The following is a 21,204-nucleotide window of genomic DNA, read 5'->3' as shown; positions in this document are numbered from 1 at the left end:
CGTCATGCGCAGCAGACTCGTCCTGCACGCCGTCGACTCGCACACCGAGGGCATGCCGACCCGGGTGATCACCGGCGGCATCGGCGCCATCCCCGGCGCGACCATGAACGAACGGCGCCTGTATTTCCGTGAACACCGCGACGACATCAAGCAGTTGCTGATGAACGAGCCGCGCGGGCACTCCGCGATGAGCGGCGCCGTCCTTCAGCCGCCGTGCCGGCCCGACTGCGACTGGGGCGTCGTCTACATCGAGGTGTCCGGCTATCTCCCGATGTGCGGGCACGGCACGATCGGCGTCGCGACCGTCCTCGTCGAGACGGGGATGGTCGAGGTCGTCGAACCCGTCACCACCATCCGCCTGGACACCCCCGCCGGGGTCGTCGTCGCCGAGGTGGCGGTGGAGAACGGCGCCGCCACGGCCGTGACCCTGCGCAATGTCCCGTCCTTCTCCGTCGCCCTCGACCGGAAGGCCACCCTCCCCGACGGGCGGACGGTGACGTACGACCTCGCCTTCGGGGGCAACTTCTACGCCATCCTGCCCCTGGACCGCCTCGGACTGCCCTACGACCGCTCCCGCAAGGACGACATCCTCGCCGCCGGACTCTCGCTCATGGACGCGATCAACGCCGGGGAGGAACCGGTCCACCCCGAGGACCCGTCCATCCACGGCTGTCACCATGTCCAGGTGACCGCACCCGACGCCACCGCCCGCCACTCCCGGCACGCCATGGTGATCCACCCCGGCTGGTTCGACCGCTCACCCTGCGGCACCGGCACCAGCGCCCGCATGGCCCAGCTCCACGCACGCGGCGAACTCCCGCTGCACACCGAGTTCGTGAACGAGTCCTTCATCGGCACCCGGTTCACCGGCCGGCTGCTCGGCACCACCGAGGTCGCCGGGCGCCCGGCCGTCCTGCCCAGCTTCACCGGCCGGGCCTGGATCACCGGCACCGCCCAGTACCTGCTGGACCCCACGGACCCCTTCCCGGCGGGGTTCGTCCTGTGAGCAGCGCACTCTCCGACCTGGGCGGCCGCAGACCCAGCTACCGCGAACGGGTCGCGGACGCGCTGCGGGCCGCCCTGATCGCCGGGGAACTCCGCCCCGGCGAGGTGTACTCGGCGCCCGCCCTCGCCACCCGCTTCGGCGTCTCCGCCACCCCCGTGCGCGAGGCCATGCTCGACCTCGCCAAGGAGGGCCTGGTCGACACCGTGCCCAACAAGGGCTTCCGGGTCACCGCCGTCTCCGACCGGCAGCTCGACGAGTACACCCATATCCGGGCGCTCATCGAGATCCCCACCACCGCCGGGCTCGCCGTCACCGCCGACCCGGTCGCCCTGGAGGCGCTGCGCCCGGTCGCCGAGGAGATCGTCACCGCCGCCGCGGCCGGTGACCTCATCGCGTACATCGAGGCCGACCAGCGGTTCCACCTCGGCCTGCTCGCGCTGGCGGGCAACGGCCACCTCGTCGAGGTCGTCCGGAACCTGCGGCAGCGCGCCCGGCTCTACGGCCTGACCGCGCTCGTCGAGCAGGGACGGCTGGACGCCTCGGCCGAGGAACACCTGGAACTCCTCGACGCGCTCCTCACCCGGGACCCGGAGGCCGTACGGGCCGTGATGACCCGGCACCTCGGACATGTCCGAGGGCTCTGGGCGGCACACTGACCGAAATTTGCGTTGCCACGCAAACGTCTTGCGTTTCTTGCGCTACTCTTGCGTGCATGACACGACGACTTGCTGTGGTGGCGAAGAAGGTCGGGGTCAGCGAGGCCACGGTCAGCCGAGTGCTCAACGGCAAGCCGGGGGTCTCCGAGGCCACCCGGCAGGCGGTGCTCTCCGCGCTGGACGTGCTCGGCTACGAGCGGCCCACCCAGTTGCGTGGTGAGCGCGCCCGGCTGGTCGGCCTGGTCCTGCCGGAACTGCAGAACCCGATCTTCCCCGCCTTCGCGGAGGTCATCGGCGGCGCACTGGCCCAGCTCGGGCTCACCCCGGTGCTGTGCACCCAGACCCGCGGCGGCGTCTCCGAGGCCGACTACGTCGACCTGCTGCTGCAACAGCAGGTGTCCGGCGTCGTGTTCGCCGGCGGGCTCTACGCCCAGGCCGACGCGCCCCACGACCACTACCGCCGGCTCGCCGAACGCAACATCCCGGTCGTGCTCGTCAACGCGGCCATCGAGCACCTCGGTTTCCCCGCCGTGTCGTGCGACGACGCCGTGGCCGTGGAGCAGGCGTGGCGGCACCTCGCCTCCCTCGGCCACGAGCGCATCGGGCTGGTGCTCGGCCCCGGCGACCACATGCCCTCGGCCCGCAAGCTGGCCGCCGCCCGCGCGGTCGCCGGCGAGGTGCCCGAAGAACACGTCGCCCGCGCCATGTTCTCCATCGAAGGCGGCCACGCCGCCGCGTCCCGGCTGATCGAGCGGGGCGTCACCGGCTTCATCTGCGCCAGCGACCCCCTCGCCCTCGGAGTCGTACGGGCCGCCCGCCGCAAGGGACTTGACGTCCCCGGACAGATATCGGTCGTCGGCTACGACGACTCGGCGCTGATGAACTGCACCGAACCCCCGCTCACCACCGTCCGGCAGCCCATCGAGGCCATGGGCAGAGCGGTCGTGGAACTGCTGAACGCGCAGATCAGCGGCAGTACCGTCGCCCCCGAGGAACTGCTCTTCGAACCCGAGCTGGTGGTCCGCGGATCGACCGCCCAGGCACCCCGTTCCTGAGATCCATCCCGCTGTCGAATAATTTCAAATTCTGCGCGACATCTTGCGGACCGATGTCGTCGGTGCTTGAGTGTGCCCCGCCCACCGCTCCTGTTCCGAGGGGTTCACTCACTCCTGTCCCTAAGGGGTCCACCGATGAGAAGCACCGGGATCCGTCGTACCCTCGTCGCCCTGGGCGTCGGCGCGCTCGCGCTCACCGCCTGCGGCTCCAGCGACGACGAAGCCGCCGGCGGCAAGACCCGCGTCACCGTCAATTGCATGCCGCCCAAGAGCGCCAAGGTCGACCGGCAGTTCTTCGAGGACGACATCGCCGCCTTCGAGAAGAAGAACCCCGAGATCGACGTCGTCCCGCACGACGCCTTCCCGTGCCAGGACCCGAAGACGTTCGACGCCAAACTCGCCGGCGGACAGATGGAGGACGTCTTCTACACGTACTTCACCGACGCCCGGCACGTCGTCGACATCAACCAGGCCGCCGATCTCACCCCGTATGTCAAGGAGTTGAAGAGCTACGCCACCATCCAGCAGCAACTGCGCGACATCTACACCGTCGACGGCAAGATCTACGGCATCCCGCGCACCGGCTACTCCATGGGCCTGATCTACAACCGGGCGCTCTTCGAGAAGGCCGGCCTCGACCCCGACCGCCCGCCCACCACCTGGGACGAGGTCCGCGACGCCGCCGGGAAGATCGCCGCACTCGGCGACGGCACCATCGGCTACGCCGACTACAGCGCCCAGAACCAGGGCGGCTGGCACTTCACCGCAGAGCTCTACTCCCAGGGCGGCGACGTGGTGAGCGCCGACGGCAAGAAGGCCACCATCGACACCCCCGAGGGCAAGGCCGTCCTCCAGACCCTCCACGACATGCGGTGGAAGGACGAGTCGATGGGCAGCAAGCAGCTGCTCGTCATCAACGACGTCCAGCAGCTGATGGGATCCGGCAAGCTCGGCATGTACCTCGCCGCCCCCGACAACATCCCCATCCTCGTCAAGGAGAAGGGCGCCGCATACAAGGACATGGCGCTCGCCCCCATGCCCGGCGGCGAAGGCACCCTCATCGGCGGCGACGGCTACATGTTCAACAAGAACGCCTCACCCGAGCAGATCCGCGCCGGCCTCAAGTGGCTCGACCACATGTTCCTCACCCCCGGCGACGGCTTCCTCGGCGACTACGCCCGCGCCAAGAAGAACGACGCCCCCGTCGGCCTGCCCGAACCCCGCCTGTTCACCGGCCCCGCCGACGACAGGGACCAGCAGGTCAAGAAGGCCAACGCCAACGTCCCGGTGGAGAACTACCAGGCCTTCCTCGACGGCAACCAGCACCTGGAGATGAAGATCGAGCCGCCGCACGCCCAGCAGCTCTACTCCGTCCTCGACGGTGTCGTCTCCGCCGTCCTCACCAAGGAGGACGCGGACATCGACCGGCTCCTCGGGGACGCCTCCGGCAAGATCGACGGCATCCTGGCCCGGGGCTGACCGGTGACGAAGACCGTGGAACGGCCGGCGCCCGCCGCGCGGGTCCACCCGGTGAAGGCGCCGCCCCCGGCGGGGGACCGGAGGCGGCGCCGCCTCACCGGTCAGCTGCGCGCGTACGGCTTCCTCGCCGGCGGACTCGTCTGCTTCGCCCTGTTCTCCTGGTACCCGGCGATCCGCGCCGTCGTGATCGCCTTCCAGAAGTACACGCCCGGCTCCGACCCCGAATGGGTCGGCACCGCCAACTTCACCCGGGTTCTCGACGACCCCGAGTTCGGCGCTGCCTGGCGCAACACGCTCACCTTCACCCTGCTCGCCCTGCTGATCGGCTTCGCGATCCCCTTCGTGCTGGCCCTCGTCCTGAACGAACTCAGGCACGCCAAAGCGTTCTTCAGGGTCGTCGTCTATCTGCCGGTGATGATCCCGCCGGTGGTCAGCGCCCTGCTGTGGAAGTGGTTCTACGACCCGGGCGCCGGCCTAGCCAACGAGGCACTGCGCTTCCTCCACCTGCCCACCTCGAACTGGTCCAACGGCGCCGACACCGCCCTGCTCTCCCTGGTCGTCGTCGCCACCTGGGCCAACATGGGCGGCACCGTCCTCATCTACCTCGCCGCGCTCCAGTCCATCCCCGGCGAGCTGTACGAGGCCGCCGAACTCGACGGAGCGAGCCTTCTGCAGCGCGTCCGCCATGTGACGATCCCGCAGACCAGGTTCGTCATCCTCATGCTCATGCTGCTGCAGATCATCGCCACCATGCAGGTGTTCACCGAACCCTTCGTCATCACCGGCGGCGGCCCCGAGAACGCGACCGTCACAGTCCTCTACCTCATCTACAAGTACGCCTTCCTCTACAACGACTTCGGCGGCGCCTGCGCCCTGAGCGTCATGCTCCTCGCCCTGCTCGGCGCGTTCTCCGCCGTCTACCTCCGGCTCACCCGCTCCGGAGAGGAGGCCATCGCATGAGCGCCACCCGCACCCTCGTCTCCCCGGCGGTGCTGGCCCGCCCGCGCGGCAGGGCCGTCTACTGGACCGTGTTCACCGGCGTCGTCCTGCTGTTCGCGCTCGCCTTCCTCTTCCCCGTCTACTGGATGGCGAGCGGCGCGATGAAGTCACCGGACGAGGTGGCGCGCACCCCGCCCACCCTCGTCCCGGAGAGCTGGAGCACCGACGGCTACACCGACGCCTGGGAACTCATGCAGCTGCCCACCCACCTGTGGAACACGGTGGTGCAGGCGGCCGGCGCCTGGCTGTTCCAGCTGGTGTTCTGCACGGCCGCCGCCTACGCCCTGTCCAAGCTGCGGCCCGCCTTCGGCAAGCTGATCCTGGGCGGCATCCTCGCCACCCTGATGGTCCCGGCCCAGGCCCTGGTCGTACCGAAGTATCTGACCGTGGCCGACCTCGGACTGCTCAACGACCCGCTCGCCATCTGGCTGCCCGCCGTCGCCAATGCCTTCAACCTCTACCTGCTCAAGCGGTTCTTCGACCAACTGCCCGAAGACGTCCTCGAAGCCGCGGAGATGGACGGCGCGGGGAAGCTGCGCACCCTGTGGTCGATCGTGCTGCCCATGTCCCGGCCGGTGCTCGGCGTGGTGTCGATCTTCGCGCTGGTCGCCGTGTGGCAGGACTTCCTGTGGCCGCTGATGGTCTTCTCCGACACGGACAAGCAGCCGATCAGCGTGGCCCTCGTGCAGTTGTCGCAGAACATCCAGCTGACCGTGCTCATCGCCGCGATGGTGATCGCCAGCATCCCCATGGTCGCGCTGTTCCTCGTCTTCCAGCGGCACATCATCGCCGGAATCAGCGCGGGCAGCACCAAGGGCTGAACACCGACCCGACCACCCGAACAGAAAGGCCAGCACCGTGGGACAGCCCACCCCTGCCCTGAACGACGACTGGTGGCGCTCCGCCGTCATCTACCAGGTGTACGTCCGCAGCTTCGCCGACGGCGACGGCGACGGCACCGGAGACCTCGCCGGTGTCCGCGCCGGACTGCCGTACCTCGCGGAACTCGGCGTGGACGCACTCTGGTTCAACCCCTGGTATCTGTCCCCCATGAAGGACGGCGGCTACGACGTAGCCGACTACCGGGCCATCGACCCGGCCTTCGGCACCCTCGCCGAGGCGGAGAAGCTCATCGCCGAGGCACGGGAACTGGGCATCCGCACCATCGTCGACATCGTGCCGAACCATGTCTCCGACCAGCACCCCTGGTTCAGGGCGGCACTCACCGGCGGCCCCGAGCGAGAGCTGTTCCACTTCCGCCCCGGCCGTGGCGCGCACGGCGAACTCCCGCCCAACGACTGGCGGTCGGAGTTCGGTGGCCCCGCCTGGACCAGACTGCCCGACGGCGACTGGTACCTCCATCTGTTCGCGCCCGAACAACCCGACCTCAACTGGGCCCACCCCGCCGTGCGTCAGGAGCACGAGGACATCCTGCGCTTCTGGTTCGAGCGGGGCGTGTCCGGCGTACGCATCGACTCCGCCGCGCTGCCGGCCAAGGACCCCCGGCTGCCGGACTTCACCGCGGGCCGCGACCCGCACCCCTATGTCGACCGCGACGAACTCCACGACGTCTACCGGGGCTGGCGCGCCGTCGCCGACGAGTACGGCGGCGTCTTCGTCGGCGAGGTCTGGCTCCCCGACACCGAACGCTTCGCCCGCTATCTGCGCCCCGACGAACTGCACACCGCGTTCAACTTCTCCTTCATGACCTGCCCCTGGCACGCGGCCCGGCTGCGCACCTCCATCGAGGACACCCTCGCCGAACACGCCCCGATCGGTGCCCCCGCCACCTGGGTGCTCTGCAACCACGACGTCACCCGCACCGTCACCCGCTACGGCCGCGCCGACACCGGCTTCGACTTCGCCACCAAGGCCTTCGGCACCCCCAGCGACCTCACCCTCGGCACCCGCAGGGCGCGCGCTGCCGCCCTGCTCTCCCTCGCCCTGCCCGGCGCGGTCTACGTCTACCAGGGCGAGGAACTCGGCCTGCCCGAGGCGGACATCCCGCTCGACCGCATCGAGGACCCGATGCACGCCCGCTCCGGAGGTGTGGACCCCGGCCGCGACGGGTGCAGGGTTCCGCTGCCGTGGACGGCCGGCGCTCCGCACGCCGGGTTCGGCGGCGAACCGTGGCTGCCGCAGCCCGCCGGCTGGGCCTCGTACGCGGCCGACCGGCAGGAGACCGACCCCGGCTCGATGCTCACCCTCTACCGCGAGGCGATCCGGCTGCGCCCGGCCTTCGGCGACGCCCCCCTCACCTGGCTCCCCGCCCCCGACGGAGTCCTCGCCTTCACCCGCGCCGACGCCCTGTGCCTGGTCAACCTCGCCGACACGCCCGCCGGCCTCCCCGCCCACACCGCACTCCTCCTCGCGAGCGGCCCTCTGGACCCCGACGGACGGCTGCCGAAGGACACCGCGGTCTGGCTGCGCGCCTGAGCCACCCGCACCCGCTCGTTCCCGTACCCCCACCACGAAGGGACCAGCACATGAGCACCAGTATCAGGAGCATGTCAGCCATCGGTACGGTCGTGACGGTGGCCGCCGGCATGCTCGTCGCCCTCGCCCCCGCACCTGCCCACGCCGCGGCGGGCGCCGCCCTCCCCTTCACCTCCGTCGAGGCCGAGGCGGCCGCCGGCACCGGCACGAAGATCGGCCCCGACCACACCCAGGGCACCCTCGCCTCCGAGGCCTCCGGCCGCCAGGCGGTACGCCTCGCCGCCGGGCAGCGCGTCGAGTTCACCGTGCCCCGCGCGGCCAACTCGGTGAACGTCGCCTACAGCGTCCCCGACGGCCAGTCCGGCAGCCTCGCCGTCCACGTGAACGGCCAGCGGCTCGCCCGGACCCTCCCCGTCACCTCCAAGTACTCCTACGTCGACACCCCCTGGATCGCCGGCGCCAAGACCCACCACCTCTACGACAACACCCGCATGCTGCTCGGGCGGAACGTCCAGGCCGGTGACAAGGTCGCCGTGGAGGCAACCGGTGTGCAGGTCACGGTGGACGTCGCCGACTTCGAGCAGATCGCCGACCCGGCCGCCAAGCCCTCCGGCGCCGTCTCCGTCACCGACCACGGGGCCGACCCCGGCGGCCAGGGGGACTCCACGCAGGCCTTCCGGTCCGCGATCGCCGCCGCCCAGGGCGGCACGGTCTGGATCCCACCGGGGGAGTACCGGCTCACCTCCTCCCTCAACGGCGTCCAGAACGTCACCGTCCGGGGCGCGGGAAGCTGGCACTCGGTCGTGCGCGGCTCCCGCTTCATCGACCAGACCGGCTCCGCCGGGAACGTCCACCTCAAGGACTTCGCCGTCATCGGCGAGGTCACCGAACGCGTCGACTCCAGCCCCGACAACTTCGTCAACGGTTCCCTCGGCCCCGACTCCACCGTTTCCGGCATGTGGCTCCAGCACTTCAAGGTGGGGCTCTGGCTGACCGGCACCAACGACAACCTCGTCGTGGAGAACAACCGCTTCCTCGACATGACCGCCGACGGCCTCAACCTCAACGGCAACGCGCGCGGAGTGAAGGTCCGCAACAACTTCCTGCGCAACCAGGGCGACGACGCGCTCGCCATGTGGTCGCTGAACGGCCCCGACATGAACAGCAGCTTCGAGAACAACACCATCTCGCAGCCGAACCTCGCCAACGGCATCGCCATCTACGGCGGTACCGACATCACCGTACGGAACAACCTGATCTCCGACACCAACGCCCTGGGCAGCGGTATCGCGATCTCCAACCAGAAGTTCCTCGACCCCTTCCACCCGCTGTCCGGCACCATCACGGTCGACGGCAACACCCTGGTCCGCACCGGCGCCATGAACCCCAACTGGAACCACCCGATGGGCGCCCTGCGCGTCGACTCCTACGACAGCGCCATCGAGGCGCAGGTGCGGATCACCAACACGACCGTCACCGACAGCCCTTACAGCGCTTTCGAGTTCGTCTCCGGCAGCGGACGCGGATACGCGGCGAAGAACATCACCGTCGACGGCGCCACCGTGAACAGGGCGGGCACGGTCGTCGTCCAGGCCGAGACGCAGGGCGCCGCCACCTTCCGCAACGTGACGGCGTCCGGCGTCGGTTCGGCCGGCGTCTACAACTGCCCCTACCCGTCCGGCTCCGGGAGCTTCGCCGTGACCGACGGCGGAGGCAACTCCGGCTGGGAAAGCACCTGGGCGGACTGTTCCAGCTGGCCCCAGCCAGGCCAGGGCAACCCCGACCCCGACCCGGACCGCAATCTCGCCCAGGGCCGCCCGGCCACCGCCACCGGCTCCCAGGACGTCTACACCCCCGGCAAGGCCGTCGACGCAGACGCCAACAGCTACTGGGAATCGGCCAACCACGCCTTCCCGCAGGCCCTCACGGTCGACCTCGGGTCCCGGCAGCCGGTGCGCCGCCTGGTGCTCAAGCTCCCCCCGCAGACGGCCTGGGGGGCCCGCACGCAGACCCTCTCCGTGCAGGGCAGCGCCGACGGCTCGGCGTACTCGACGGTCGTCGCCTCGAAGGACTACCGCTTCGACCCGGCCACCGGCAACACCGTGACCATCCCGGTCAGCGGTGACCTCCGCTACCTCCGGCTGCACGTCACCGGCAACACCGGCTGGCCGGCGGCCCAGTTCAGTGAGGTGGAGGCCTATCTGTCCCAGTCCTGACGGCACCGCGCTTCGCCGCCTGGATCTGCTCGTACACATGGGTCCGCAACTCGGCGAAGCGCGGCGCCACGCGTGTGCTCAACTGGTCCCGCTCAGCGGGCAGATCGATCATCAGCTGCTCCCGTACGACGGTGGGGGAGGCCGACAGCACCACCACCCGCTCACCCAGGTACACGGCCTCGTCGATGTCGTGGGTGACGAACAGGACCGTGATTGCGCGCTCCCGCCACAACCGCCGTACCAGGTCCTCCAGATCGGCGCGGGTCTGGGCGTCCACCGCCGCGAACGGCTCGTCCATCAGCAGCACCTCGGGTTCGTACGCCAGCGCCCGCGCGATGGCCACCCGCTGCTGCATACCGCCCGAGAGCTGCCACGGATACGCTCCGGCAGCGTCCGCGAGGCCCACCGAGGCGAGAGCGTCCGCCACCAGAGCGCGGCGTCTCCCCTTGTCGAAGCCCTTCTGTCTCAGCGGCAGTTCGACGTTCTGCCCGACCCGCATCCACGGGAACAGACTGCGCCCGTACTCCTGGAACACGAACGCCATCCCGGGCGGCGGACCGTCCACCTTCCGCCCGGCCAGATACACCTCACCGCCCGTCGGTTCGAGCAGCCCGCCCACGCACTTCAGCAGTGTCGTCTTGCCACAGCCGGACGGACCGACCAGACACACCAGTTCACCGGCCTCCACCGTGAAGGTCAGGTCGCGCACCGCCTCGACGTGCCGCCCCGTACCCTCGTACACCTTCCGCAGACCGCGTACGTCGAGCATCGACCGCCCTTTCGCGAGAGTCACCGGGACCGCCGGGCGGCCGCGCGCAGACCGTGGTACCAGCCGAGCGCCCGCCGCTCGACCAGTTGGAAGAGAACCGAGAGCACGAAGCCGAGCAGACCCAGCAGCAGGATGCCGGTCCACATGTCGGGGATCGCGAACGACCGCTGGAACTGCACGATGGTGAAGCCGAGACCGTTGCTGGCCGCGAACATCTCGCTGATCACCATCAGGATGATCCCGATCGACAGCGCCTGCCGCAGCCCCGCGAAGATCTGCGGGCTCGCCGACGGCAGTACCACGGCCTTCAGACGGGCGGCACCCGTGATGCCGTAGGAGCGGGCCGTCTCGGTCATCACCGCGTCGACCGCCCGCACACCCTCGACCGTGTTGAGCAGCACCGGCCAGACACAGCCGCTCGCGATGACGACGATCTTCATGGTGTCGCCGATGCCGGCGAACAGCATGATCACCGGAACCAGCACCGGAGGCGGCACCGCACGCAGGAACTCCAGCACCGGCTCGCACACCGCGCGCACCCGCCGGTACGAGCCGATCAGCGTGCCGAGCGCGACACCGGCGACCGCCGCCAGGACGTAGCCCGCCGCCAGGCGCAGCACGCTGGGCAGCACATCACCGCGCCACCGCTCACCGGTCCACACGTCGGGGAAGGTCTCCAGGACGGTGCGCAGCGGCGGCCAGTACACGTCCTCGCTGTCCGCCGAGGACACCCACCACACCACCACCAGCACCACCGGCAGCGCGAGCACGAACACCAGCCGCAACAGCAGACGCCTCACACCGCCACCTCCCCGCGCACCGACTGGTGCCAGGCCAGCGCCCGCCGTTCCACCGACCGGGCCCCGACATTGATCAGCAGCCCGAGCACACCGGCGACCACGATCAGCGCGTACATCTCGGGCACCGCCTGCGAGGTCTGCGCCACCGCGATCCGCGCTCCCAGCCCAGGGGCGCCGATGACGAGTTCGGCGGTGATGGCGAGGATCAGCGCGACCGCCGCCGCCAGCCGCACCCCCGTCATCACATACGGCAGCGCGGTCGGCCACAGGACGTGCCGGACCCGGGCCCAGGTGCCGAGCCCGTACGACCGTGCCGTCTCCTCGGCGACCGGGTCGACGTCCTGGACGCCGTACAGGACCTGGATCAGCACCTGCCAGAAGGAGGCGTACACGACGAGGAGCAGCACCGACCTCAGTTCGGTGCCGTAGAGCAGCACGGCGAGGGGGATCAGCGCGACCGACGGGATGGGGCGCAGGAACTCGATCGTGGAGGCCGTCGCCTCGCGCAGATACGGCACCACGGACAGGAGCACCCCGATCACGATCCCGGCGACGACCGCGATCGCCAGGCCCGCCGCCCAGCCCGTGAGGGTGTCGCCGAGGGCGGTCCAGAAGGCGCCGTCCGCGAGCTCCGTGCCGAGGGCGTCGGCGATCCGGGAGGCCGGCGGGAAGTAGTCCTCCCCGACCAGGCCGAGCCGCGGCACCGCCTCCGCGAGCAGGAGGGAGGCCGCGAGCCCCGCCGCACCGAGCGCGGCGTTCCCGCCCCTCACGGCAGCAGCTCGTCCAGGTCCGGAGCCTGCTTGAACAGCCCGTCCTTCGCGCCCAGCTCCGCGAGTTTCTCGATGGCGGCGCGGTTCGGCTCGGCCGGCCACTTCGGCAGCGTCACCTTCGCCAGCACGTCCGCCGGGATCTTCGTGTACGTGGTGACGATCTCGCGCACCTCGTCGGGATGGGAGTCGGCGTAGGCCAGGGACTCGGCGGTGGCCTCCTGGAACCTCTTCACCGTCTCCGGGTTCTCCTGCGCGTACTTGACGGAGGTGAAGTACATGGCGACGGTGAGCTTCGGCGCGACGTCGATCATGGGGGAGGCGATCTCCCGGCCGCCCTGGCTCTTGACGGTGGCCAGCGCCGGTTCCACCACCATCGCCGCGTCGATCCGCCCGCCGTCGAGCGCGGCCGGCATCTGGTCGAAGGCCAGCTCGACCAGCTCCACCTTGTCGGGGTCGCCGCCCGCCCGGCGCACCGAGGCGCGCACCGCCGTCTCGTTGATGTTCTTCAGGGTGTTGATGGCGACCTTCCTGCCCTCCAGATCCTTGGCCGACTTGATCGGGCTGTCGCCCTTGACGGTGAGCGCCTCGAAGTCCTTGCCGACCTCGCCGGTCGAGGCGATGCCGTTCGCCACCGCCTTCACCGGCACGTTGTTGGACTGGGCGATCATCAGCGAGGTCATGTTGGAGAACCCGAACTCGAACTGGCCGCTGGCCACGCCGGGCACGATGGCCGCGCCGCCCTGCGCGCTGGAGAACTCGAGCTTCAGCCCGCGCTCGCTGAAGAACCCCTTCTTCTGGCCCAGATACAGGGGCGCCACATCGACGATGGGGATCAGCCCCACCGTCACGCTGGTGGTGCCGCCGGACGAACCGGCCCCGTCCGACCCGTCGGAGCCGGAGGAGCCGCAGGCCGTCGCGGCGGTCAGTACGGACAGGGTCGTGAGGGCGATGAGCAGACGACGACGCATGACGGTGACTCCCGCGGTGGGACCGGACCGAATTGCTCCGACAGGCTGTGCGCAGAGAGAACGAACGTGCTGAGCGGGAACGTAGAGCCCGTGCCGAGACACGGTCAATCCCCGTACACCGTCCAATCATCGACGACCGCATCGTGGACAACCACCCGTGCGCGGACGCATCGTTGACAGTCGCATCGCGCACTCATAGCGTGCGCACCGCGTACGTTCGTACGTCTTCCCGGAGGCCACGATGACCGTTGACGTCCGCGGACCGTATTTCGTCCGGTCCTTCGAGCGGGGCCTTGCCGTCATCCGGGCCTTCGACGCCGACCATCCGGCGCTGACCCTGAGCGAGGTCGCCCGCGCCTGCGAACTGACCCGCGCGGCGGCCCGCCGCTTCCTGCTCACCCTGGCCGACCTCGGCTATGTCCACACCGACGGGCGGCTGTTCCGCCTCACCCCGCGCGTCCTGGAACTCGGCTACTCCTACCTCGCCGGTTTCACCCTGCCGCAGATCGCCGAACCGCATCTGGAGCAACTCGTGGCGCAGGTACGGGAGTCGTCCTCGCTGTGCGTGCTCGACGGGGACGACGTCGTGTACGTGGCCCGCGTCCCCACCAGCCGCATCATGACCGCGTCGATCACGGTCGGCACCCGCTTCCCGGCCCATCTCACCTCGGTGGGCCGGGTGATCCTCGCCGGGCTGCCGGACGACGAGATCGACATCCGGCTCGCCCGCGCCGATCTGCGCCCGCACACCGCCCGCACCCTCGTCTCGGCGGACGCCCTGCGCGCCGAACTGCGCCGGGTGCGCCGCCAGGGGTACGCCCTCGTCGACCAGGAACTGGAGGACGGACTGAGGTCCGTCGCCGCGCCGGTGCGCGACCGCGACGGGGAGGTGGTGGCCGGCGTGAACATCGCGGTGCACGCCGGCCGCAACTCGGTCGAGTCCGTACGCCGGGACCTGCTGCCCCATCTGCTGGCGACGGTCGCCCGGATCGACGCCGACCTGCGGATCACAGGTCCAGCACGAGCCGCCGCCCACGACAGCGGGACACACAGATGAGCATGGTCTCCCCGGCGGCCCGTTCCGCGTCGGTGAGCACCGAGTCGCGGTGGTCGGGGTCGCCCTCCAGGACGTCGGTCTCACAGGTGCCGCAGGTGCCCTCGGTGCAGGAGTAGAGCAGCTCGACACCGGCCCCGCGCACGGCGTCCAGGACGGAGACGCCCGGCGGGACGGTGAGCGTCCGGCCACTGCGGGCCAGGACGACCTCGAACTCCTGGTCGAAGCCGGTGGGTTGCTCCGCCGGCTGGAACCGCTCCGTGCGCAGCGCCCCGGCCGGGCACCGCTCGCCGACCGCGTCGAGCAGCGGCCCGGGACCGCAGCAGTAGACGAGGGTGCCCGCCGTCAGACCGTCCAGCACCGGGGCCAGGTGCAGCGGCCCGGTCTCGTCCTCGGGGGCGAGCGTGACCCGCTCGCCGTACCGGGTCAGTTCTCCGGTGAACGCCATCGAGGCGCGGGTGCGGCCGCCGTACAGCAGTGTCCAGTCGGCGCCCGCCGCCTCGGCCGCGGCCAGCATCGGCAGTACCGGGGTGATGCCGATGCCGCCCGCGACGAAGCGGTACCTCCCGGCCGGCTCCAGGCGGAAGTGGTTGCGCGGCCCGCGCGCCCGCACCGTGTCACCCGGCCGTAGCCGCTCGTGCACATACGCCGAACCGCCGCGCCCGTCCCGCTCCCGCAGCACGGCGATCCGCCAGCCGTTCCGGTCCGCCGGGTCCCCGCACAGCGAGAACTGCCGCTCCAGCCCCGGCCCGAGCAGCAGATCGATATGCGCACCCGGCTCCCAGCGGGGCAGTCGAACTCCCGACGGATGCCGCAGGGTGAGGACGAGCACACCCTCGGCCGCCGACTCCCGCCGCTCCACGACGAGTTCGATGTCGTCGTACGAGGTCATGCACAGGCTCCCCGTGGTTCGTGCCCCCGCGGATGGGCGAGCATCCACTCCCACATCTCGACCGGGTCCCGCGCGGTGTGCTCACGCCCGCAGTGACAGGTGCCGTGCAGCACATCGGTGCCCGGGAGCCAGTCCACGCGGTAGATCTCGCCGGTACGCCCGCTCATCGGACCCCCTCCACGGGCTTGGCGCCCTCCTCCACCAGCCGGGCGAGGATACGGCGGGCGGCCAGGCCACCGGTGTCGATGTTGATGCTCAGCTCCTGGTAGCCGGTGCGCTCGGTGCCCAGGGAGCGCTGCAGCAGATTGAGCGCGTCCACGTCCTGCATGACGACCGTGTGGTTGTTGCTCCGCAGGAACCCGCTCACCTCGGCGTCGTCCGTGGCCCAGTCCCGCGAGACCGCCCAGAAGTCGTACACCCTGCCGTCGGCGGAGGGCGTGATGGCGTACGTGATCTCGGTGTGGAAGCCGCCCGGGTCGCTGCCGTCCGGCTCGGGCAGCACACCCACCGGGGCGATCCTGCTGTGCAGCAGATACAGGCACGGCGCGTGGTACTCGATGTCCTGCCAGCGGGTGATCCGCCCCTCGATCCCGGTCGACCGGGCGTAGAACGGCGGACACGCGGCGTCGTCCATGTGCCGGCTCACCCGTACGATCCCGGCGCCCTCGTCGACCTCGGTGGTGATCGGCGTCTCGGCGACCTCCGGCGTGCCGATGTAGCCGCCGTGCAGATAGGTCTCGTGGGACAGGTCGAGGAGGTTGTCGACCAGCAGCCCGTGGTCGCAGTCGATGGGCTCCATGCCCCGCACGGTCACCCAGCCGGGCGAGTCCAGGTGCCGGGCCCGCGGAATCGACGCCGGGTCCGCGAGCGACGGGTCACCGATCCACACCCACACCAGCGAATCCTGCTCCACGACGGGATAGGAGGCGACCCGCGCGGTGCGCGGCACACGCTTCTGCCCGGGCACGTACACACACGTACCGGTGGTGTCGTACGTGAACCCGTGGTACCCGCACACGACACGGTCCCCGTCGAGCCGCGTCGGTGGCTCGGAGAGGGGGTAACGGCGGTGCACACAACGGTCGTCGAGCACGACCGGAGTTCCGTCGCCCTCGGTCCGGTAGAGCACGAGCGGCTCCCCGAGCACCGTCCGGCCGAGCAGCGCCCGGCCCACCTCGTGGCTGTAGGCGGCGACGTACCACTGGTTCCTGGCGAAGGCGGTGATGTGCGGCATGGGCGCTGACTCCCGTCGCTCTGTCGTGGCGACATCGTCCGCAAGGGCTTCACGAGCCCGCAACACCCCTTCCGTCTCGCGGAAGGATTTCCATGAAAGGCCTGTTCAGAGGGCTGGCCGGGAGACGCCACACAACCGCTGCCACGGATGGGCCGTGCACTCCGTGCTAGCGTGTGGCGTTTGCAGTGCCGCCGCGTCGGTGCCCGGTGGGGGCCCCTGGCCGGTGGCCGCGTCCCCGCCGCGCCTTCCTCGGTACGGTCCCTGTGGAGGAAGGCCTTCTATGAGCGAATCAGCACGTGTCGACGTCCAGCAGCAGGACGAGGTGTCCGGTGTCACCGCGGCCCTGCCTCCGGCGTCGTCCTTCGCGGAGCTGGGGCTGCCGGCCGAGATCCTGCGCGTGCTCGCCGAGCACGATGTGTCGGTGCCCTTCCCCATCCAGGCGGCGGCACTGCCCAACGCGCTCGCGGGACGGGACGTCCTGGGCCGGGGCCGCACCGGATCCGGCAAGACGCTCGCCTTCGGTCTGGGGGTGCTCGCCCGGACGGCCGGGCGGCGCGCGCAGCCCAAGGAGCCGCTGGCGCTGGTTCTGGTGCCCACCAGGGAGCTGGCGCAGCAGGTCGGCGAGGTGCTCACCCCGTACGCCGAGGCGCTGCGGCTGCGGCTCGCGACCGTGGTGGGCGGTGTGTCCATCGGACGACAGGCCGCCGCGCTGCGGGACGGCGCCGAGATCGTCGTCGCCACGCCCGGCCGACTGCACGACCTCATCGACCGCAAGGGCTGCCGGCTGGGACGGGTGCGCATCACGGTCCTGGACGAGGCCGACCAGATGTGTGACATGGGGTTCCTGCCGCAGGTCACCGAGATCCTGGACCAGGTGCGTCCCGACGGGCAGCGCATGCTGTTCTCCGCCACCCTGGACCGCGATGTCGACCAGTTGGTGCGGGACTACCTGCGCGACCCCGCTGTCCACTCCGTGGACCCCTCGTCCAGCGCGGTCTCCACGATCGAGCACCACGTCTTCGTCGTGCACGGTCCCGACCGGTACGCCGTGACGACGGAGATCGCCGCCCGGGACGGCCGCGTCCTGCTGTTCCGGGACACCAAGCACGGCGTCGACCAGCTCACGCGGCATCTGCGGGCCAGCGGCGTGGCCGCCGCCGCCCTGCACAGCGGGAAGTCCCAGCCGCAGCGCACCCGGACCCTGGCCCAGTTCAGGAGCGGGCAGGTCACCTCGCTGGTCGCGACGAACGTCGCCGCACGCGGCCTGCACATCGACGACCTCGACCTCGTGGTCAATGTCGACCCGGCCACCGACCCCAAGGACTATCTGCACCGCGCGGGCCGAACGGCCCGGGCCGGCCGCTCCGGCACCGCCGTGACGCTCGTCCTGTCGGGACAGCTCCGCGAGGCGAGCCAGGTCACGGCGGACGCCGGCGTCGTTCCCAAGGTCACCAAAGTGCGGTCCGGCGAGGCGGAGCTGAGCCGGATCACCGGCGCCAAGGCACCCTCCGGACAGCCTCTCGACCGCGGCCAGGCCGCACCCGGCCCCAAGAACCACAACGCCCCGTTCCGCGGCCTGGGCAGCAGCAAGGACGCGCGGGGCGGCTCCGGTGGCAGGCCGTCCCGTAAGAGCGGCGAGGCCCGCAAACTCGCGGAGGCCCGCGCGGCGGCCCGGGTGCGGCGCGGCGGCTGAGCCCGGCTTCCCGGACGGCACTCCGGGACCGGCCCCGCGGGGCCCGCGTTTCCCCCGGTGATCCGGGCGAAGTTCAGGTGCGGCCGCAGAACGCGCGGCACGCGGTCCCTCCGGCATGGGGGGACCCCCGTCGCCGTGCGCGCGATCCCGCGGCATCAGGAGGCTTTCCCGTCGCTCCACGGCGCGGCCGATGAGTTTGCGTCTCCCGGCCGGTCCAAGCTCGTGACACCCCGCGAAAGGACACCGTCATGTCGGAGCTTCTCGTCGACTTCATCACCTCGCTCGACGGCTACGCGTCGGGAGAGGGATGGCCCGGATTCTGGGGGCTCGAAGGCCCGGAATACCTCGCGTGGCTGGGGGAGCAGCCCGAGGTCACCTATCTGATGGGAGCGAACACCTACCGCCTGATGTCGGGCTTCGCCGCAGGCGAGGTCCCGGCCGGCCAGGACGAGTTCAGGCCCGAGGAAGAGGCGTCCGTCGACGAGCTCACGCAGGCGTCCAAGGTGGTGTTCTCCTCCTCGCTCGAGGATCCGCTGACGTGGGCCAACTCCACGCTCGTCCGCGACGACGCCGTCGAGGCGGTCCGCGCCATGAAATCGGGCGGTTCGGGGCTCCTCAGCACGATCGGCAGCCTCAGCCTGAGCCGGTCCCTGCTTCGGGCCGGACTCGTCGACCGCTTCCGGGTCGTGATGTTCCCGGTGATCACCGGGGCCACGGGCGCGGAACGCATCTACGACGGCTATCCGGACGTCGCCCTCGAGATGACCGGTCACCGCACCTTCGACGGCCGCATCCAGCTGGTCGAGTACAGACCCCGCGTGCTCGAGCACCCGCCGCTCGGCACCCCCGCCTGACGGCAGGCGCGACGGTCCTCTTGGCGGCCCTGCTCTCCCGAAGCTACGGCGAAGCCGGCGTGGGCCTGTCCGACGGCTTCGGGGTACGCCTCGCGCGTGGCGTGCTGGGCGAGCACGGTGAGTTCTGCGGCGTCGCGGCCGAGCCGCTTCATCTCGTACATGGTGAAGATGGATCCTGTCCCTCGGGATGCCGTGCCCGCTGAGCGTGCCGAGCTGGGAGTCTGGGAGTCGACTTCCTGTCCGAGGGGCGAGCAGCGGCACGGCGAGCCGGGCCGGCTGCTCAGCCGGGTGGGACGGCTGGGTCGATGATCCGATACCCCACGCCGGGTGTGTTGGCGATGACCGGCGGGGCGCCGAGTTTGCGGCGCAGGCGGCTGATGGTCACCGTGACGGTGTTGGTGAACGGGTCGGCGTGTTCGTCCCAGACCTGTTCGAGGAGGTCCTCCGTGCTGAGGAAGGCGGGGCTCGCGTTCAGGAGGGCTTCGAGTACCGCGAATTCCTTGACGGAGAGGTCGAGTCGGTGGCCGTCGCGGTGGGCGGTGCGGCGCATCGGGTCGAGTTCGATGCCCGCCGTGCTCAGGGTGCGGGACCGTGCGGCGGGGCGGCGGCGCGCCAGTGCGCGGATGCGCAGGACGAGTTCGGGAAAGTGGAAGGGCTTGGCGAGGTAGTCGTCGGCGCCCAGGGTGAGTCCGCTGACGCGGTCGCCGGGTGAGTCGGCGGCGGTCAGCATCAGGACCATCACGCGGCCGTCCCGCTCGGTGATCATCTGGCAGAGGGTGTCGCCGTGGATGCCCGGCAGGTCGCGGTCGAGCACGACGACGTCGTACGCGTGGACGTCCAGCTTGGCCGCGGCGTCGAACCCGTCGTGGGCCACGTCTATGGCCATGCCCTGGTCGCGCAGTCCCTCGGCGATGACTTCGGCGAGGGGGCGGGCGTCCTCGACCACGAGGACTCTCAACGCGCCACGCCCGTCTCTGCGTCGGGGGCTTCCGCCGTCGCCCTGCCGTCCGTGCGGGGGAGGGTGATGGTGACGCGCAGGCCGCCGTCGGGGCGGGCGCGCAGGTCCAGGGTGCCGTGGTGGGCCCGGGTGATGGCCGCGACGATGGAGAGGCCGAGGCCGCTGCCCCGGCCGGTGCCGGTCCGGTCGGCGCCAAGGCGGCGGAAGGGCTGCGCGAGGTCCGTCACCCGCCGCTGGTCGAGGACCGGCCCGCTGGACTCGACGACGAGGGACACCGCGCCTGCGTCGTCTCCTTCGGCCCGTACCGCGACACTGATCCAGCCCCCGGGGTCGTTGTGCGCGATCGCGTTGTCGACCACGTTGTCGGCCACGCGGCGCAGCAGCGTCCGGCTGCCCCACACCCACGCGGAGTCGTCGATCCGGTTTTCGCGCACGGTCAGGCCCTTGGCCGCGATGTCCTCTGCCCGTCCGGTCAGGGCGATCAGCGCGAGCCGGCCGAGGGCGAGGCGCGCGGCGTCGGTGAACTCGCCGTGCTGGGTGCGAGCCAGCACGAGGAAACCCTCCAGCAGCCGGTCCACCTGGTCGAGTTCGGTGCGTATCCGGGCGGCCAGCGTGGCCGTGGTCGCGGGTACCGGGCCCGGCTTGGCGAGCGCCACGTCCAGGGAGGCCCGCATCGTGGTGAGCGGGGTGCGCAGCTCGTGGGAGGCGTTGGCGACGAAGAGGCGCTGGGCGTCGAAGGAGCCCTCCAGGCGGCCGAGGAGGTCGTCGATGGTGTCGGCGAGGTCCTTCACCTCGTCGCCGGGGCCGTCGATGGCCAGGCGTTCGTGCAGGCTGTCGGCGGTGATCCGGCGGGTGGCCGCTGTCATCACGCGCAGCGGGCGCAGCACCCGGTCGGCGACGAACCAGCCGAGGCCGACCGAGATCACCGCCATGACGCCGAGAGCGATGGCGGAGCCGATCAGGATCTGCCGGGACCGGGTGTCGTGCGCCTGGGTCAGCTGTCGCTCCAACTCGTCGATGCGGCCCTGGGCCTGTGCCGCCGTGACGGGCTGACCGGTACCGCCACCGGGGGCGGTCCGGCTGGAGCGCGATCCGCCGGATGCCACCACGGCCGCGATGGCGAGCAGCGCCGTTCCCGACAGCAGGAACAGAGTCACGTACAAGGCGGTGAAGCGGGTGCGGGCAGTACCACGGCGCAGGCCGAGCCGGGCGGTCAGGCCCGCGAAACGTCGGGGCGGACCCCATGTCATACGCATGCTCCCCTCTCGCCACCGCACCAGGACACGTACCGGGCCAGGCTAAGCCGAGGCGCCTAACAGCGAGATGACAGTGGCCGTTCGGCCCCTGTAACTCGCTCGGTCACAG

At 70.7% G+C, this 21,204-nt stretch carries 20 protein-coding genes; 11 read left to right on the top strand and 9 right to left on the bottom strand.

Annotation, left to right across the window (positions count from 1 at the left end; all coding sequences use genetic code 11):
- Positions 1–4: 4 nt before the first annotated feature.
- The 8 genes from ACGFR9_RS00535 to ACGFR9_RS00500 all read left to right on the top strand — a co-directional run bounded on the left by ACGFR9_RS00535 (position 5) and on the right by ACGFR9_RS00500 (position 9,847).
- Positions 5–1,006 carry a proline racemase family protein gene (locus ACGFR9_RS00535; protein ID WP_393201401.1) on the top strand — a complete coding sequence of 334 codons (1,002 nt, stop codon included), beginning with the start codon at positions 5–7 and terminating at the stop codon, positions 1,004–1,006.
- Positions 1,003–1,662 carry a GntR family transcriptional regulator gene (locus ACGFR9_RS00530; protein ID WP_030219215.1) on the top strand — a complete coding sequence of 220 codons (660 nt, stop codon included), beginning with the start codon at positions 1,003–1,005 and terminating at the stop codon, positions 1,660–1,662. Before ACGFR9_RS00535 ends, ACGFR9_RS00530 begins: the two co-directional genes overlap by 4 nt.
- A 56-nt stretch (positions 1,663–1,718) precedes the next feature.
- Positions 1,719–2,717: a LacI family DNA-binding transcriptional regulator gene (locus tag ACGFR9_RS00525; protein ID WP_030219213.1), complete on the top strand. Its 999-nt coding sequence runs from the start codon at positions 1,719–1,721 to the stop codon at positions 2,715–2,717.
- 135 nt (positions 2,718–2,852) lie between these two features.
- Positions 2,853–4,196 (top strand): ABC transporter substrate-binding protein, encoded by a 1,344-nt coding sequence (locus ACGFR9_RS00520; RefSeq protein WP_393201397.1) that lies wholly within the window; start codon positions 2,853–2,855, stop codon positions 4,194–4,196.
- Between the two features lie 3 nt (positions 4,197–4,199).
- Positions 4,200–5,156 (top strand): carbohydrate ABC transporter permease, encoded by a 957-nt coding sequence (locus ACGFR9_RS00515; protein ID WP_393201394.1) that lies wholly within the window; start codon positions 4,200–4,202, stop codon positions 5,154–5,156.
- A complete protein-coding gene (locus ACGFR9_RS00510; protein WP_393201391.1) occupies positions 5,153–6,016 on the top strand; it encodes a carbohydrate ABC transporter permease in 864 nt (287 codons plus the stop codon). Before ACGFR9_RS00515 ends, ACGFR9_RS00510 begins: the two co-directional genes overlap by 4 nt.
- 37 nt (positions 6,017–6,053) lie before the next feature.
- Complete coding sequence (locus tag ACGFR9_RS00505) at positions 6,054–7,631, top strand: alpha-amylase family glycosyl hydrolase (RefSeq protein WP_393201388.1); 1,578 nt, start codon at positions 6,054–6,056, stop codon at positions 7,629–7,631.
- A gap of 50 nt (positions 7,632–7,681) precedes the next feature.
- Positions 7,682–9,847: a discoidin domain-containing protein gene (locus tag ACGFR9_RS00500; RefSeq protein WP_393201385.1), complete on the top strand. Its 2,166-nt coding sequence runs from the start codon at positions 7,682–7,684 to the stop codon at positions 9,845–9,847.
- Here ACGFR9_RS00500 and ACGFR9_RS00495 read toward each other — a convergent pair.
- From ACGFR9_RS00495 to ACGFR9_RS00480, 4 genes are read right to left on the bottom strand one after another with little or no spacing between them, the layout of a single operon-like run.
- Entirely contained in the window at positions 9,813–10,616 is an 804-nt protein-coding gene (locus ACGFR9_RS00495) for an ABC transporter ATP-binding protein (RefSeq protein WP_393201382.1), read from the bottom strand. The genes ACGFR9_RS00500 and ACGFR9_RS00495 overlap by 35 nt on opposite strands.
- A gap of 20 nt (positions 10,617–10,636) precedes the next feature.
- Positions 10,637–11,416 (bottom strand): ABC transporter permease, encoded by a 780-nt coding sequence (locus tag ACGFR9_RS00490; RefSeq protein WP_393201379.1) that lies wholly within the window; start codon positions 11,414–11,416, stop codon positions 10,637–10,639.
- On the bottom strand, positions 11,413–12,186 hold the full coding sequence (locus ACGFR9_RS00485) for an ABC transporter permease (RefSeq protein ID WP_393201376.1): 774 nt from the start codon (positions 12,184–12,186) through the stop codon (positions 11,413–11,415). Before ACGFR9_RS00485 ends, ACGFR9_RS00490 begins: the two co-directional genes overlap by 4 nt.
- A complete protein-coding gene (locus tag ACGFR9_RS00480) occupies positions 12,183–13,154 on the bottom strand; it encodes an ABC transporter substrate-binding protein (RefSeq protein WP_393201373.1) in 972 nt (323 codons plus the stop codon). The genes ACGFR9_RS00485 and ACGFR9_RS00480 overlap by 4 nt, the downstream gene beginning before the upstream one ends.
- Positions 13,155–13,395: 241 nt before the next feature.
- Here ACGFR9_RS00480 and ACGFR9_RS00475 point away from each other — a divergent pair, with 241 nt between their 5' ends.
- Positions 13,396–14,211 (top strand): IclR family transcriptional regulator C-terminal domain-containing protein, encoded by an 816-nt coding sequence (locus ACGFR9_RS00475; RefSeq protein WP_393201370.1) that lies wholly within the window; start codon positions 13,396–13,398, stop codon positions 14,209–14,211.
- Here ACGFR9_RS00475 and ACGFR9_RS00470 read toward each other — a convergent pair.
- Genes ACGFR9_RS00470 through ACGFR9_RS00460 form a run of 3 tightly spaced genes read right to left on the bottom strand, consistent with a single transcriptional unit; the run spans position 14,162 to position 16,334 of the window.
- Positions 14,162–15,100 (bottom strand): PDR/VanB family oxidoreductase, encoded by a 939-nt coding sequence (locus tag ACGFR9_RS00470; RefSeq protein ID WP_393201367.1) that lies wholly within the window; start codon positions 15,098–15,100, stop codon positions 14,162–14,164. The two genes, ACGFR9_RS00475 and ACGFR9_RS00470, sit on opposite strands and share 50 nt — an antisense overlap.
- Entirely contained in the window at positions 15,097–15,267 is a 171-nt protein-coding gene (locus ACGFR9_RS00465; RefSeq protein ID WP_393201364.1) for a hypothetical protein, read from the bottom strand. The genes ACGFR9_RS00470 and ACGFR9_RS00465 overlap by 4 nt, the downstream gene beginning before the upstream one ends.
- A complete protein-coding gene (locus ACGFR9_RS00460) occupies positions 15,264–16,334 on the bottom strand; it encodes a Rieske 2Fe-2S domain-containing protein (protein ID WP_393201361.1) in 1,071 nt (356 codons plus the stop codon). The genes ACGFR9_RS00465 and ACGFR9_RS00460 overlap by 4 nt, the downstream gene beginning before the upstream one ends.
- A 280-nt stretch (positions 16,335–16,614) precedes the next feature.
- Between ACGFR9_RS00460 and ACGFR9_RS00455 the strand changes: the two genes are divergently transcribed.
- Together ACGFR9_RS00455 and ACGFR9_RS00450 are read left to right on the top strand one after the other, a co-directional pair.
- Positions 16,615–18,027: a DEAD/DEAH box helicase gene (locus ACGFR9_RS00455; RefSeq protein WP_393201358.1), complete on the top strand. Its 1,413-nt coding sequence runs from the start codon at positions 16,615–16,617 to the stop codon at positions 18,025–18,027.
- Between the two features lie 248 nt (positions 18,028–18,275).
- Positions 18,276–18,881: a dihydrofolate reductase family protein gene (locus ACGFR9_RS00450; RefSeq protein WP_393201355.1), complete on the top strand. Its 606-nt coding sequence runs from the start codon at positions 18,276–18,278 to the stop codon at positions 18,879–18,881.
- A gap of 280 nt (positions 18,882–19,161) precedes the next feature.
- Here ACGFR9_RS00450 and ACGFR9_RS00445 read toward each other — a convergent pair whose 3' ends face one another.
- Positions 19,162–19,839 (bottom strand): response regulator transcription factor, encoded by a 678-nt coding sequence (locus tag ACGFR9_RS00445; protein WP_393201353.1) that lies wholly within the window; start codon positions 19,837–19,839, stop codon positions 19,162–19,164.
- Positions 19,836–21,089, bottom strand: a complete 1,254-nt coding sequence (locus ACGFR9_RS00440) for a sensor histidine kinase (RefSeq protein WP_393201350.1) — start codon at positions 21,087–21,089, stop codon at positions 19,836–19,838. The genes ACGFR9_RS00445 and ACGFR9_RS00440 overlap by 4 nt, the downstream gene beginning before the upstream one ends.
- Positions 21,090–21,204: the final 115 nt, after the last annotated feature.

Origin of the sequence: Streptomyces sp. NPDC048584 (assembly GCF_043199595.1) — a bacterium.
GTDB classification, from domain to species: Bacteria; Actinomycetota; Actinomycetes; order Streptomycetales; family Streptomycetaceae; genus Streptomyces; species Streptomyces edwardsiae.
Note: the sequence above shows the minus strand (reverse complement) of the source record. Positions and strands in the feature narration are given on the sequence as shown.